This window comes from Snodgrassella alvi (genome assembly GCF_002777855.1).
In the GTDB taxonomy this organism is placed as follows: domain Bacteria; phylum Pseudomonadota; class Gammaproteobacteria; order Burkholderiales; family Neisseriaceae; genus Snodgrassella; species Snodgrassella alvi_E.
On record NZ_MEIK01000001.1, the window covers coordinates 26,414 to 40,004 of the forward strand.

At 41.3% G+C, this 13,591-nt stretch carries 12 protein-coding genes and 2 rRNA genes; 7 read left to right on the forward strand and 7 right to left on the reverse strand.

Annotated elements, in window-relative coordinates; genetic code table 11:
• Positions 1-679 precede the first annotated feature (679 nt).
• Entirely contained in the window at positions 680-1,849 is a 1,170-nt protein-coding gene (metK, locus tag BHC43_RS00135) for a methionine adenosyltransferase (protein WP_100156107.1), read from the reverse strand.
• A 98-nt stretch (positions 1,850-1,947) separates the two neighbouring features.
• On the opposite strand from metK, the gene BHC43_RS00140 reads away from it, so the two are divergent.
• On the forward strand, positions 1,948-2,811 hold the full coding sequence (locus BHC43_RS00140) for a lysophospholipid acyltransferase family protein (protein WP_100156108.1): 864 nt from the start codon (positions 1,948-1,950) through the stop codon (positions 2,809-2,811).
• A 381-nt stretch (positions 2,812-3,192) separates the two neighbouring features.
• Complete coding sequence (locus BHC43_RS00145; protein ID WP_100156109.1) at positions 3,193-4,092, forward strand: P63C domain-containing protein; 900 nt, start codon at positions 3,193-3,195, stop codon at positions 4,090-4,092.
• 305 nt (positions 4,093-4,397) lie between these two features.
• Here BHC43_RS00145 and rpsI read toward each other — a convergent pair whose 3' ends face one another.
• From rpsI to dinG, 3 genes are all read right to left on the reverse strand, one after another.
• Positions 4,398-4,790: a 30S ribosomal protein S9 gene (rpsI, locus tag BHC43_RS00150; protein WP_100140893.1), complete on the reverse strand. Its 393-nt coding sequence runs from the start codon at positions 4,788-4,790 to the stop codon at positions 4,398-4,400.
• Positions 4,791-4,799: 9 nt separating this feature from the next.
• Entirely contained in the window at positions 4,800-5,228 is a 429-nt protein-coding gene (gene rplM, locus BHC43_RS00155) for a 50S ribosomal protein L13 (protein WP_100140892.1), read from the reverse strand.
• Between the two features lie 143 nt (positions 5,229-5,371).
• Complete coding sequence (dinG, locus tag BHC43_RS00160; protein ID WP_100156110.1) at positions 5,372-7,504, reverse strand: ATP-dependent DNA helicase DinG; 2,133 nt, start codon at positions 7,502-7,504, stop codon at positions 5,372-5,374.
• 131 nt (positions 7,505-7,635) lie between these two features.
• Between dinG and BHC43_RS00165 the strand changes: the two genes are divergently transcribed.
• The 4 genes from BHC43_RS00165 to BHC43_RS00180 all read left to right on the forward strand — a co-directional run bounded on the left by BHC43_RS00165 (position 7,636) and on the right by BHC43_RS00180 (position 10,839).
• Positions 7,636-8,469, forward strand: a complete 834-nt coding sequence (locus BHC43_RS00165) for a MetQ/NlpA family ABC transporter substrate-binding protein (protein WP_100156111.1) — start codon at positions 7,636-7,638, stop codon at positions 8,467-8,469.
• Positions 8,470-8,675: 206 nt separating this feature from the next.
• On the forward strand, positions 8,676-9,275 hold the full coding sequence (locus tag BHC43_RS00170; protein WP_100156112.1) for a CDP-alcohol phosphatidyltransferase family protein: 600 nt from the start codon (positions 8,676-8,678) through the stop codon (positions 9,273-9,275).
• A 1-nt stretch (position 9,276) separates the two neighbouring features.
• On the forward strand, positions 9,277-10,191 hold the full coding sequence (locus BHC43_RS00175; protein WP_100156113.1) for a phosphatidate cytidylyltransferase: 915 nt from the start codon (positions 9,277-9,279) through the stop codon (positions 10,189-10,191).
• Between the two features lie 3 nt (positions 10,192-10,194).
• On the forward strand, positions 10,195-10,839 hold the full coding sequence (locus BHC43_RS00180; protein WP_100156114.1) for a lysophospholipid acyltransferase family protein: 645 nt from the start codon (positions 10,195-10,197) through the stop codon (positions 10,837-10,839).
• Between the two features lie 876 nt (positions 10,840-11,715).
• Here the strand turns inward: BHC43_RS00180 and BHC43_RS00185 are convergent.
• Positions 11,716-12,378: an alpha/beta fold hydrolase gene (locus BHC43_RS00185; RefSeq protein ID WP_100156115.1), complete on the reverse strand. Its 663-nt coding sequence runs from the start codon at positions 12,376-12,378 to the stop codon at positions 11,716-11,718.
• 169 nt (positions 12,379-12,547) lie between these two features.
• Between BHC43_RS00185 and trmL the strand changes: the two genes are divergently transcribed.
• A complete protein-coding gene (trmL, locus tag BHC43_RS00190) occupies positions 12,548-13,030 on the forward strand; it encodes a tRNA (uridine(34)/cytosine(34)/5-carboxymethylaminomethyluridine(34)-2'-O)-methyltransferase TrmL (protein ID WP_100156116.1) in 483 nt (160 codons plus the stop codon).
• A 70-nt stretch (positions 13,031-13,100) separates the two neighbouring features.
• Here the strand turns inward: trmL and rrf are convergent.
• Both rrf and BHC43_RS00200 read right to left on the reverse strand, forming a co-directional pair.
• Positions 13,101-13,213, reverse strand: a 5S ribosomal RNA gene (gene rrf, locus BHC43_RS00195).
• A gap of 110 nt (positions 13,214-13,323) precedes the next feature.
• Positions 13,324-13,591: ribosomal RNA gene (locus BHC43_RS00200) — 23S ribosomal RNA — on the reverse strand; the annotation flags it as partial.

Consider the following 13,591-nt stretch of genomic DNA (forward strand, 5'->3'; position numbering starts at 1 on the left):
ATAGTCACTAAAGCATCAAATTTTTAAAATTTTTTGCTTATCAATCTGCATGCTACAAAATTAATTTACACCACCCATCCCATACCAACGTTATTATCCGGTACATCAGCATAATCAGTAGCTCAACAAACTGAACCACCAGACAACACTACCCAAAACCATTAGCCGGCAGCTGTATCGTTGCAGAAAAGAAACATCAAGCTATTCAACCACACCAAACAGCAGCCCGAATAAAATTATCCAATTCGCAAATACAACTTATTAATAAACCGCTACAGACATCAATCGGATAAGTGTTTCCTAAACAAAATAAAAAACAATCACCCCAAACAACCCTAAATCGTTAAGACCATAATTATATTTAATAACAGATTAAATATTTAGAGTTTTTGAAATTTTTTACGCCGTATTAACCAGATACCGGCTTTTTCTGGCTAGTGTCAACAACCTTTCACACCAGCCGGCATCAAAATTGCACCATACACTATGTACAAAACTCTCGTTTTCTTAGCAAACCAACCACCAATACGCACACAAACTGTCACTTCAGCTCATTTCACGACCAATCGTCAGCCTGCTTTAAGCATTATTTTTCTCTTTTATACAAATATCCTCATCAGCTGCATACAACAAAAAACAGGCTGCTTAAAAGCAACCTGTTTGTATCAACCCATCTAAATCAGATACCCGCAGCCTCACGCAACAACTGAGCTTTATCCGTACGCTCCCAAGTAAATTCCGGCTCTTCACGTCCAAAATGGCCATATGCTGCTGTTTTAGCATAAATAGGACGCTGTAAATCCAGCATTTTAATAATTCCTTTCGGACGCAAATCAAAATGCTGTTGCACAATCTCAATAAGCCGACTTTCCTCAATCTTACCGGTACCGAAAGTATCGATTGCAATCGAAGTCGGTTGCGCAATACCGATAGCATAGGAAATCTGAATTTGACACTGGCTAGCCAGACCGGCAGCCACAATATTTTTCGCCACATAACGGCAAGCATAAGCAGCAGAACGGTCTACCTTGGTGGGATCCTTACCCGAAAATGCGCCACCTCCATGCGGCGCAGCACCGCCGTATGTGTCCACAATAATTTTGCGTCCAGTTAATCCACAGTCGCCCTGCGGCCCACCAATCACAAAACGTCCGGTCGGATTAATCAGATACTGAGTATCTTCAGTTAGCATTTCAGCAGGCAATACCGGCTTAATAATCAGTTCTTTCACCGCCTCAACCAGTTCTTCACGCCCGATTTCGGGATCATGCTGTGTAGAGAGTACCACCGTATCAATGCGCTTCACCTTACCGGTATCACTATCATATACACAAGTCAGCTGCGCCTTTGCATCCGGACGGAGCCACGGCAGTTCACCGCTTTTACGTACTTCACTCTGGCGCTGCATGAGACGATGTGCATAATAAATCGCAAACGGCATCAGCGTCGGCGTTTCATCACAGGCATAACCAAACATCAGCCCCTGATCACCGGCACCCATATCCAGATCCAACCCCTCACCCTCATTCACACCCTGCGCAATATCAGGCGACTGCTCATCATAACAAACCATGACTGCACAGCCACTGGCATCAAAGCCCAGCTCAGAAGAATTGTAACCGATACGTTTAATCGTATCGCGGGCAACCTGAATATAATTAATATGTGCGCGTGTGGACACCTCACCGGCCAGCACACACAAACCGGTATTAACCAACGTTTCAGCAGCTACGCGTGCTGAAGGATCCTGCGTCAGGATAGCGTCTAAAATAGAATCGGATATCTGGTCGGCAACTTTATCCGGATGTCCTTCCGAAACCGACTCAGAAGTAAACAGAAATTCACTCATAATTGGCGGATACTTTCTGATGCTAATATTGCTTTATGGGCAGTTATAGATGCTTTTGTTACAATGTCGCCCAAATTTTGATTTGAGATACAGAACAGATGCAAAAGCTGGTTTATTTCGTATTTTCCTTATTGGCGTTAATCCCCTTGCCAGTTTTACAGGGCATCGGCTCAATACTGGGGCGCCTTGGCTTTTACTTCGCCACCAGTGAACGAAAACGCACAACCAAAAATCTGCATTTTAGCAAAATTGCTGCCAACGACCAACAAGCAGAAAAACTAGTCAAATCCATTTTTGCTGAAACTGCCAAGAGCGGATTAGAGCTGTCCATCGCATGGACCCGCTCCAGCAACCACATCGTATCCCTGTTCAAAGAAGTGCATGGCTGGGAACACATTGAAGAAGCCATCGCAAATAAACACGGGCTGCTCCTTATTACCCCGCATCTAGGCAATTACGACCTTGCCGGCCGCTACTTGAGTGAAAAACTGCCATTCCCTCTCACTGCCATGTACCGGCCACCCAAATTAAGCTGGCTGGAAAGCATCATGAATAACGGCCGCGTGCGTGACAACGGCTATACCGCACCAGCCAACATGCAAGGCGTGAAACAAGTAGTACGGGCATTAAAAAACAAAGAAGCCACCATCATCTTGCCTGATCAGGTGCCTGGAGAAGGTGAAGGCGTCTGGGCCAACTTTTTCGACCGGCCTGCCTATACCATGACACTGGCTTCACGGCTCGCCATCATGCCTAATGTAACAGCCCTATTCTTTTGCGGCGAACGCCTACCCTATGGCCGCGGCTTTGCCCTGCACATCGCCCCACTTAATGGCACACTCACCGGCAACAGAGAACATGATGCACAAATCATCAATAACAATGTCGAAGAGTGGGTTAAACGTTTTCCGACACAGTATCTGTTTGGTTACAACCGTTATAAAAGACGCAATAAGATGTAACCTTAATCAATATATAAATTAAAATTTTCGAATATTCAAATTTAGTATTGAAAAAATATATTGAAATTGATCATATATATCAATTAAATATATTGACAAAACAAAACATACTAAAACAAAATAAAGTTGTTGATGAGTTTATTCAAGAATTTAAAGAAAATAAGGTAAATACATGAACAGCAGAAAAATTATTTATGAAAATGACATTATTTTAGGTGAAACACTTATTCCTGTTTTCTTTTAAAAGATGATACACGCACATTATCAGCAAAAAGAATGCGAGAATGTCTCAAAATAGTTAAAGAGGCTTAAGAACGAAAATAATGTTGTTGATGATTATAATTGATAAATCTAACCCAATAAAAAATATAAGGTAAATATATGAACATCAGAAAAATTATTTATGAAGGTGAAATTATTTTAGGTGAAACAGTCATTCCTTGTTATATTTTAGAAGATGGTACACGCATATTGTCTGCAAGAAAAATGCAAGAATGCCTCAAAATGGTTGAAGAAGCTGAAGAAGGAAAACAAAACTCTGGAACACGTTTACAAAGATATTTAACGCAAAAATCGCTTAGGCCGTACATTTATAATAATAAACCAAAAAATTATTTTGATCCAATTGAATGTATAAAGGGAACCCATCAAAAAATAAATGGATATGAAGCCACAATCTTAGCTGATATTTGTGAAGCATTTCTTGAAGCAAGAAAGCATATACCTTTATCACCCAGACAAATAATAATAGCAAACCAATGTGAAATACTTATTAGAGCATTTGCTCGTGTTGGAATAGTTGGACTAATCGATGAAGCAACTGGATATCAGTATGAGCGAGAAAGATTTGAACTAAGTAAAATTCTCAATGCTTATGTATCAGAGGAAATATTAAAGTGGCAGCTAACTTTTACAGATGAATTTTATAAAGAAATTTTTAGGCTTTGGAGCTTACCATTTATTCCAAAATATATTAAAAACAAGCCATCTTTTATAGGAAAATTGACTACAAAATATATTTATGATCAATTACCTAAAGGTGTAGTAGAAAAAGTAAAAGAAAATGTTGGTAAGACAGCTAACGGTAATTGGAAATATAAGTGGCATCAATCATTGACAGCTGAAATCGGAAGAGAGCATTTAAAAAAACAAATAACTGAAGTAACCACTCTCATGTCGGTTTCTGAATCTAAAGAACAATTTGATTATTTGTTTAATAAAAAATATGATCAACAACCTCAACTAGTACTTGAATTCAACGAGCCGGCTAAGAAAAAATAATAATTTATATTTTATTTTGAAGTATATAAAATTTCTACTGCCAAATTTGACAAAAAAATAACAAAAAATATTAGCTTAACACGGCTGATACCCTACCCAGATTAAAGCCGGTTTTAAAACATTTTTGGTAGTCTTAAATATTCTTCATATGTTTTTAAATTACATACTTCTTATTATGAAAATTAAAATTTTTATATTAAAATTTTGATTATAAATATTTTATATTTTACCTTTACAAATATAAAAAAAGAGCCGTATGGCTCTTTTTTTATATTTGTAAACTGTGTTGGCAGTGGCAATACAGATTAACGTTTTGAGAACTGTTTCGCACGGCGTGCTTTGCGCAGACCGAATTTTTTACGTTCAACTTCACGTGCATCACGAGTAACCAGACCAGCAGCAGACAGAGTTGGTTTCAGCGCTGCATCGTAGTCAATCAATGCACGGGTAATACCGTGACGAATCGCACCAGACTGGCCGGTTTCACCGCCGCCTACAACGTTTACTTTAATGTCGAAAGATTCCAGATTTTCGGTCAACACTAATGGCTGACGTACAATCATGCGGCCGGTTTCACGACCAAAGAATTCATCCAGCGGACGGCCATTAACAATAATCTGACCGCTACCTTTTTGCAGGAAAACACGAGCCACTGAACTTTTGCGGCGACCCGTGCCGTAGTAATATTTACCGTTCATTGCGTGTCCTTAGATTTCCAAAACTTTAGGTTGTTGAGCAGCATGGCCATGTTCTGAAGTTGCATATACTTTCAGTTTTTTAATCATAGCGTAGCCCAACGGACCTTTAGGCAACATACCTTTAACGGCTTTTTCCAGCGCACGGCCAGGGAACTGGTTTTGCATTTCTGCAAAAGTACGCTCGTAGATACCACCCGGGAAGCCTGAGTGGCGATAGTATTTTTTGTCAGTCTGTTTCTGACCAGTTACACGCAGTTTGTCAGCATTGATTACAATGATGTAATCGCCAGTATCAACATGTGGCGTGTATTCTGGCTTATGTTTGCCACGCAGACGGCGAGCGATTTCAGCAGCCAGACGACCCAGAACTTTGTCTTGAGCATCAACCACATACCAATCGCGCTTCACCTCATGCGGCTTAGCTGAAAAGGTTTTCATAGGAGCTAATCCAGATAAATATACGAAAGCTTCTAATATTAAAGATTAATCAAGTGATTGTCAATTGCTAAGCTTGGTCATACAACAATCTCTCTATCCTCAGTAACATAGGCAGGCTGTGCTTTTCACGCTTGCCAGCCTGTCTAACCAATGCGCCTGAAGGGCGGCAAACATGCCAGTAATTGCTTGCCATAGCGCGCTGTCAGAATACGGTTATCCAGAATAGTTACACGGCCATAATCTGTTTCGGTACGAATCAGCCGTCCAACGGCCTGTATCAGCTTAATGCTGGCTTCAGGCACGGTAATTTCCATAAAAGGATTGCCGCCACGAGCTTCTATCCATTGATTACGGGTTTTTTCAATCGGATTATCCGGCATCGCAAAGGGCAACTTAGCAATGATCACCTGTACACACATTTCACCCGGTAAATCCAACCCTTCAGCAAAACTGTCGAGTCCAAATATAATGCTGGGTTTTCCATCGGTAATGGCCTGATGATGGCGCTGCAAGAGAACTTGCTTAGGTAGTTCTCCCTGCACCAGTAACAAAGGTAAATGGCTGTCGGGTAATTTCAATGCCACTTCTTGCATCTGCCGGCGGGAAGAAAACAGAACCAACGTTCCAATGGCTTCGTTTTCATTAATCAGTTTTGGAAGCCACTGTACAATTTCGCCGGTATGAGCAGCTGCATCTTTCGGACTGGCAGTCAGTGCAGGTATATACAGCTCCCCTTGCTCGGCAAAATGAAACGGGCTATCTAGTGCCAGCATAGTGGTATCTGTTAACCAATTAAGGCCAGTTTGTTTTAGAAGCAAATCAAAAGTACCCAACGAGCGTAACGTTGCCGAGGTCAGTAAAGCGCCTGCCGCACGTCGCCATAGACCACTGGCCAGCTTGCCGGCACTGGTAATCGGAGAAGCATTAAAACTGTAATCAACTTTATCTTTACTCGTTCGGGTAATCCATTTAGCCAGTGGTGCTTCCCCTTCAACATTTTCAGTTGCGAGTAAATCCCAAACATCAACCACTTGCTCTATACGCGCCAGCAACATACCCAGATCACCGCTAAGCCGGTCAAGCAAACTGCTGTCCTGATTTTTATCACGTCGTGCGGCCGATAGAGCCTCATTCAGACTATTGATGTGTTTAAGCAGCATGCGTGCGGCCAAAGCGGTATTATCAACCAATATTTTCAATGTAGCTGGGATGACGCCATCCGGCCACAACCAGCTACTTTCATCATGGCCATCTTGTGCCGCCAGGCTGGGTTCATCAGCCAAATGCATCATCCATTCCTGCAAATTTTCCTGCAAAGCCGAGGCTGCCTCTGTAGCCATTACAGCAAGTTCACTTTTATCCAGCACACCAGCTACTTTATCCACAACATTACCAGTGCGTTCTAAAAACCATAATGCTTGATTCAAGCTGTGTTCAGCCGCAAACTGCTGCAAAGCTTTGTGTGGCAAATGGTGCGCCTCATCTATACAATAAAAGCTATTGGAAGGTGATGGCAAAATAACGCCACCGCCCATGCCGATATCAGCCAACAATAAATCATGGTTAGCCACCACCACATTTACAGTTTCCAGCGTTTCTCGCGCCAAAAAAAACGGACACTCCGGTCGATTGGGACAACCAGCTTTCAAACAGCCGTGGCGGTCATTGGTAACTTTCTGCCACAGACCATCATCAATCTGTTGCGGCCACGTATCTCGATCTCCATTAAAAGTACGGTCAGCAAACTGGTCGGCCATATCACGTAATACCGCCAGCTCCTCACTTTTAGGTTTCCGGTCCCACAACGCCTGCTGTGGTTCGAACCCTTGTAAACTATCCTGTGCGTTTAATTGGGTTAATTGATACAGTTTATAGGGACACAAATAGCGACCACGCCCTTTGGCGAGTGCAAAGCTGAGATTCAGACCACTGTGTCTGACCACAAAGGGTAAATCACGCCCTACTAGCTGCTCCTGTAAAGCCACAGTAGCACTGCTGACCACCAGAATTTTGCCGCGGGTCTGCGCCATAATACCGCCGGCCAACAGGTAGGCCAGACTTTTGCCTACACCTGTAGGCCCCTCCACCACCACAATTGATTCTCCATTGCGCTGTGGTGGTTCTCCACCATCCTCCTGCTCTTGAGTGCGTGAAAATGCATTGGCAATCGCGGCCACCATCTCCCGCTGTGCCTGACGTGGCCGGAAATTAGGCAGACTTTTGGCGATATTCTGGTAATGTTCGCGTATCGCGTTTTTTTCTAAATCTGTGAGCATAACTAGTCAGACAAAAGCAAATGGCATAAACACTTATTCTATTTAGTAGTAAAGTTATTTAAAATCAGTATATTCGCAACGTAATTCCAATTATATACTGATATTCCATATTAAATTTCAGCAGGTCCATCATGAACAAAATTATTTATCTTGTTATAACCTGTCTGGTAGCCACAGGCTTAATAGCCTGCTCCAAAACACAACAGGATAACGCATCCGCCGCAACGGCTACTAAAAAAGAACTCGTGTTCGGTGCATCCGCCATGCCCTACACCACCATCTTTGAGCAAGGCGTTAAGCCAATTCTGGAAAAACAGGGTTATAAGATTAAAACCTTGAATTTTTCCACGCTGGAAGTGAATAATCAATCTGTAAATAATGGACAGGTTGATTTCAATCTGGATCAGCATACTGCCTATCTGAATGTTTTCAACCGTGAAAAAGGCACACATTTATATCCGCTAGTGCACATTCCAACCGTACCAGCTGCCATTTATTCAAATAAATACACTTCCATCCAGCAGGCACCCAACGGTGCCAGCGTACTGATTCCAAGCGATCCGGCTAATACCTCACGTGCGTTACGTATTCTGACCGACAACCACTTAGTTCAGTTAAAACCCAACACCAATCCAATACTCGCAACCACACGAGACATTGCCAGCAATCCTAAACTACTAAAAATCAAAGAAATTGATTCAGTTATGATTCCGCGCACATTAAATGAAGTGGACTTCGGGTTCGCCTCAGGGGGCATTGCCTATCAATCCAAACTGGATCCGAAAAAAGCTGTTCTGCGTGAAAAGGTGATTCCAGAAATGGAAATGGTGGTCACCATCAATGAAAAAAACAAAGACACACAATGGGCAAAAGATTTAAAAGCAGCTTATCAGTCAGATGAATTTAAACAATTTATGCAGAAATACAATCAGAACCAAATGTGGGTAATGCCACAGGCTGAATAAGCTGCCTGATAATACTTTTTTTCTGAAGATAACCGGTAATACTTTACAAGTATTACCGGTTATCTATTTTATTGCTATTTGCCACGATACAGAATCGTAGCACCATTTTTTATCAGCCTGAAGGCAAATTCAATTCTTAAAACAACATAACATTAAATTTAAATACATTTTATAATATAAAGATTACAAAACTTATCTGCACAAGCATGACTCTCTATAGCATCAAACCGGCTTTTCAAAAATTGCTACGTCCACTAATGTTTTGGCTGTACAGAAAAGGCATTACAGCCAACCACATTACGCTAACTGCTATCGGCCTTTCAGTCTTAATAGGTGCCATACTCGCTCTGTTTCCTTATCCCAAATTATTTTGGCTGTTACCGATTACTTTGTTTGTCCGCATGGCGTTGAATGCACTGGATGGTATGCTGGCACGCGAATGTAACCAACAAAGCCGGCTTGGTGCGGTATTAAACGAGCTTGGCGATGTATTATCTGATATTGCGCTGTATTTACCATTCATATTATTACCACACAGCAATACTGCCACCGTACTGGTTATGCTGTTCTGTGCAGCCTTAACTGAATTCAGTGGCATTCTCGCGCAAACCATTAACGGCATTCGCAGCTATGCTGGCCCGATGGGAAAAAGTGACCGTGCGCTGATTTTTGGTAGCTGGTCTTTACTGATAGCTATCTGGCCAAATTTAACTATTTGGAATAACTTCATCTGGTGTGCCTCTATCCTCTTATTGATTTGGACTTGCATTAACCGTTGTCGCAGCGCCATACACGGAGGGCGTTAATATGCTGCTACAAAAATCCCTATTGGTTATCTTCAGCCTTTTACTGTTGGCAACGATAATCAACGGACTACTAGTTTGCCTGCAAAAAAATAAAGATTGGCACGAACTCACACTGCGTATCCGCACATGGTGGGTAATTGTTATTTTGTTTTCACTAGCACTGATCAGCCCCTGCTGGCTTGGATTAAGTTTTTTTGCTTTAGTGAGCTTTATAGCTTTAAAAGAATATTTAACTCTGGTTCCCGCCCGCCATGCAGACAGAATGCCCATATTATGGATGTTTATTACCATTCCGATTAACTACTGGTTAATCGGTATCGACTGGTACGGATTGTTTATCGTATTCATACCAGTATATATGTTTCTATTTTTACCAGCTCGTATGGTTATTGCTGGCGATACCAGACATTTTTTGCGTACCGTTTCTCAGCTGCAATGGGGATTAATGACTACTGTATTTGCTTTCAGCCATGTTGCCTGTCTGCTGGTATTACCCAATGATAAGCAGCAAACTGGAGCTTTATTAGTTCTGTTTCTCGTTGGACTGACAGAATTCAACGATATAACCCAATATATGTGGGGCAAATCGCTAGGAAAAATCAAAATTACTCCTAAAGTCAGTCCGAACAAAACACTGGCCGGTTTGCTTGGCGGCATAGGTAGCACCACTATAGCAGCCATGTTATTAGGCCCTATACTGACCCCTTTGAACTGGAGTATGGCCATACTGGCCGGATTGATTATCAGTGTCAGTGGCTTTTGTGGAGACATTGTGATGTCAGCTATCAAACGTGATATCGGTATCAAAGACAGTGGCACACTGCTTCCCGGGCATGGCGGCATTCTTGACCGCCTTGATTCATTGATTTTTACCGCTCCGGTATTTTTTCATTTTGTCCGATACTTTTACTACTAAGCCATGCTGAAATCATTACTCAAACCATTATTTGCCCTATGCATCGTATGGCCAGTTATGCGTTTATGGCTGGGTTTACGTATCCACCAGCACCATAATCTGCCTAAACAAGGGCCGGCTATTCTCGTTGCCAATCACAATAGCCACATGGATGTGTTTGCATTAATGTCACTGTATTCTCCCATGCAACAGCGTCAGATTCATCCAGCTGCAGCAGCAGATTACTTTCTCAGCAATAAATGGATGGCATGGTTTGCGCTCAATGTACTGAATATTATTCCGGTTACACGCCAGAATAACGGTCAGGGTAATCCCTTGCAAGGCTGTGAAGAAGCCTTACGCAAAAACAAAATTCTGATTTTATTTCCAGAAGGCTCCCGTGGTGAACCTGGAAAAATGCAGCCATTAAAATCAGGTTTATGGTATTTAAGTGCCACAATGCCTGACGTACCAATTATTCCGGTATGGTTGCAAGGTACTGAACAGATTATGGCAAAAGGAAATCGCATTCCCTTGCCCCTGTTTATCGATGTCAATATCGGCACACCAATGTATTTCCAGCCTGACAAAGAACAATTTAAAACAGAGCTATTAAACCATTTATTAGCATTGCGTCCTCAATACAGCAAAAAAGATTTCGTCGACTGAACAATATCAGGCCACAGATGATAGCTGCTTAGGGTTTAAATAAAAAAGCTCACTTTCAAATCAATGAGGTCTTAATTAGGAACATTTAAGTACTCCAACATTCAAATCCACACTGGGTTTCGTGTAAACGATCTACATGAACATTCCTCCAACAGTAATTTAACTGCTACCATAACGGATTTTGTGATGGCATCAATCACCCGTGGCACTCACTATCAAAAATGACTCTTTAGTTGCAAACTTGCCAGAATAGATTATGCATAATATGGTTTAGAGAGAAATAAAATTACTGGTCATCGAAGCGGCTTCTTAAAAAATTATTAAATATTAATGAATGGAATATTTTAGTTTTTTTTATGGTTCTACATCACATTCATAAACCCAAAAAATAAATAATTTAGCAGACAGAAACCTGATAAATTATTTATTTTTTTGCCCCATAAGAAAAATTAATCAATTTATGACCGTACGAATTCATATAGACAAAATGATTTGCGCATGAAAACACAATTTTATTCTTTTAAGCATTTATTCAACTGGAGTGGTAATTTTCTTATGCAACAGCCTTATTTTTCTCGCTCCTCCTATATCCAAAATACAGCAAGTTTTCCTGCAACTCCTAACATGCTTTATATGATTATAGACTTTTACTACGCTCATTACCGCCCAGTTTTATACCCAAGCATGTAGAAAATTTCTCACTAGGTTGCCAAGTTAATCCAAGCAATTATTCTTATCTTATAAATATTTATACTCATTATGTACCGTTTCATGCTCTACCATTTTTTGTCACATCCATCCAAACGTTATCATTTGGCATGAAGGCGCAATAAAACTAACTTACAGGAATGCTACAACACATTTATAAAATTGGCTTTATACTGAATTACTAAAAAAATCAGCAAGTTCAGAATACAATAAATCATTATTGATGATATAGCTACCATGATCATGGTCTGGCACAATTTTTAATTTGGAATGGGGCAAAGCTTCAGCAATTGAGCTAAATACCTCAGGATGATAAATATCATTTTCCGCCCCAATCACAAAAGCTGGCACAGTGACATCCTTCAGAGAAGATATATCAATCTGTGGCTGCTCCAACATCATTTTATATAACGGATCACCTGTTTGTTCATAGTACTGCTGCATAAACTCAAGAGTTTCAGCATTAAAATCCGCAGGCGAAAGATTCACTCCTAATAATGCCATCCTGGAAATCACAGACTGATCGTGTAGAGCAAGTAATAAAGAAACAATTGCACCATCACTAAAGCCAATAATATTAACCGGATCAATGGCCAAAGCCATAATCAATGCATAAATATCATCTGCCATCACTTTATAATCATAGATAATAGTTTTTTCACTTAAACCATGATTACGGCTATCCACTGCATACACGGTATAATTATGGTGAAATTTTTGAATCAGTGGAGCAAAAATACTGTGATCTTCACCGTTCCCATGCAATAGTATTAAAGCCTCCCCACTTCCTGATTTTTTATAATTAATATTAATACCATTTACATTAATCATTTAGTTTGTTCCATTTTTCTATTTTTATTTCAGATGATTATCTATTGATATTGAAATCAGTCAAATAATATCATCAATCACAGAAATACAAACCAATTATTATTTAGCAATACAACATCTGTCTTATCTGATATAAACTAAGGGTCATATTATTTATTGATTCTTTTAAATGAGCCTGAACATAGTTTTATATCAACCTCAAATACCTGCTAATACAGGCAACATTGCCCGCACCTGTGCTGGTACTGGTACCAGCTTGCATTTAATTCACCCTCTTGGCTTTTCAACAGACGACCGTATGCTTAAACGTGCTGGTCTTGATTACTGGCCTTATGTCGATATTCATTATCATGAAAGCCTAGAAGCTTTTATTGAAATGACCGAAGCGCAAGCCAATGCACAAGTGTATTTAATCGAGACGTACGGCACGCGCAATTACACAGAATTTGACTACAGCAACAGCAGGCAAGCAATCTATTTCCTCTTTGGCCGGGAAACGACCGGCCTGCCGCAGGAGTTCGCACAGGCCAGAGCAGATCACTGCCTGCGTATCCCTCAGACTTCCCATATCCGCTCATTGAATCTATCCAACGCAGCGGCCATTGTGTTGTACGAAGCGCTACGGCAGCAGGGGTTCGCTGGTTTGTCTTAACCAGTTGCGTTTCCATTTAGCACAAAGCAAAGAACCCAGTAGATAGTCTACTGGGTTCTTCTTAATGGGTGTCTGGCGGTGTCCTACTTTCACATGGGCATCCATACTATCATCGGCGCTAGGTCGTTTCACGGTCCTGTTCGGGATGGGAAGGCGTGGGACCAACCCGCTATGGCCGCCAGACTTTAAACTGTCAAATCAGAAAGCCTTAATCTTGGTGATGCTTGTATTCTCATCAGTAAGCTTTATCATTTACCTTGCACACCTTCTGTGTGCGAAGTCCTTCAAATGATAGAGTCAAGCCTCACGAGCAATTAGTATCGGTTAGCTCCAAGTGTTACCACTCTTCCACACCCGACCTATCAACGTCCTGGTCTCGAACGTCTCTTCAGAGGGATTAAATCCCTAGGGAAGTCTCATCTTCAGGCGAGTTTCACGCTTAGATGCTTTCAGCGTTTATCTCTTCCGAACTTAGCTACCCGGCGATGCGACTGGCGTCACAACCGGTACACCAGAGGTTCGTCCACTCCGGTCCTCTCGTACTAGGAGCAGCCCCCGTCA

What these genes read in the sequence shown, in the direction of transcription:
- BHC43_RS00165 (WP_100156111.1), top strand. Translation starts at nt 7,636, where the DNA reads ATGAACAAAATTATTTATCTTGTTATAACCTGTCTGGTAGCCACAGGC.
- BHC43_RS00185 (WP_100156115.1), bottom strand. Translation starts at nt 12,378, where the DNA reads ATGATTAATGTAAATGGTATTAATATTAATTATAAAAAATCAGGAAGT.
- BHC43_RS00170 (WP_100156112.1), top strand. Translation starts at nt 8,676, where the DNA reads ATGACTCTCTATAGCATCAAACCGGCTTTTCAAAAATTGCTACGTCCA.
- rplM (WP_100140892.1), bottom strand. Translation starts at nt 5,228, where the DNA reads ATGAAAACCTTTTCAGCTAAGCCGCATGAGGTGAAGCGCGATTGGTAT.
- BHC43_RS00180 (WP_100156114.1), top strand. Translation starts at nt 10,195, where the DNA reads ATGCTGAAATCATTACTCAAACCATTATTTGCCCTATGCATCGTATGG.
- BHC43_RS00145 (WP_100156109.1), top strand. Translation starts at nt 3,193, where the DNA reads ATGAACATCAGAAAAATTATTTATGAAGGTGAAATTATTTTAGGTGAA.
- dinG (WP_100156110.1), bottom strand. Translation starts at nt 7,504, where the DNA reads ATGCTCACAGATTTAGAAAAAAACGCGATACGCGAACATTACCAGAAT.
- metK (WP_100156107.1), bottom strand. Translation starts at nt 1,849, where the DNA reads ATGAGTGAATTTCTGTTTACTTCTGAGTCGGTTTCGGAAGGACATCCG.
- BHC43_RS00140 (WP_100156108.1), top strand. Translation starts at nt 1,948, where the DNA reads ATGCAAAAGCTGGTTTATTTCGTATTTTCCTTATTGGCGTTAATCCCC.
- BHC43_RS00175 (WP_100156113.1), top strand. Translation starts at nt 9,277, where the DNA reads ATGCTGCTACAAAAATCCCTATTGGTTATCTTCAGCCTTTTACTGTTG.
- trmL (WP_100156116.1), top strand. Translation starts at nt 12,548, where the DNA reads ATGAGCCTGAACATAGTTTTATATCAACCTCAAATACCTGCTAATACA.
- rpsI (WP_100140893.1), bottom strand. Translation starts at nt 4,790, where the DNA reads ATGAACGGTAAATATTACTACGGCACGGGTCGCCGCAAAAGTTCAGTG.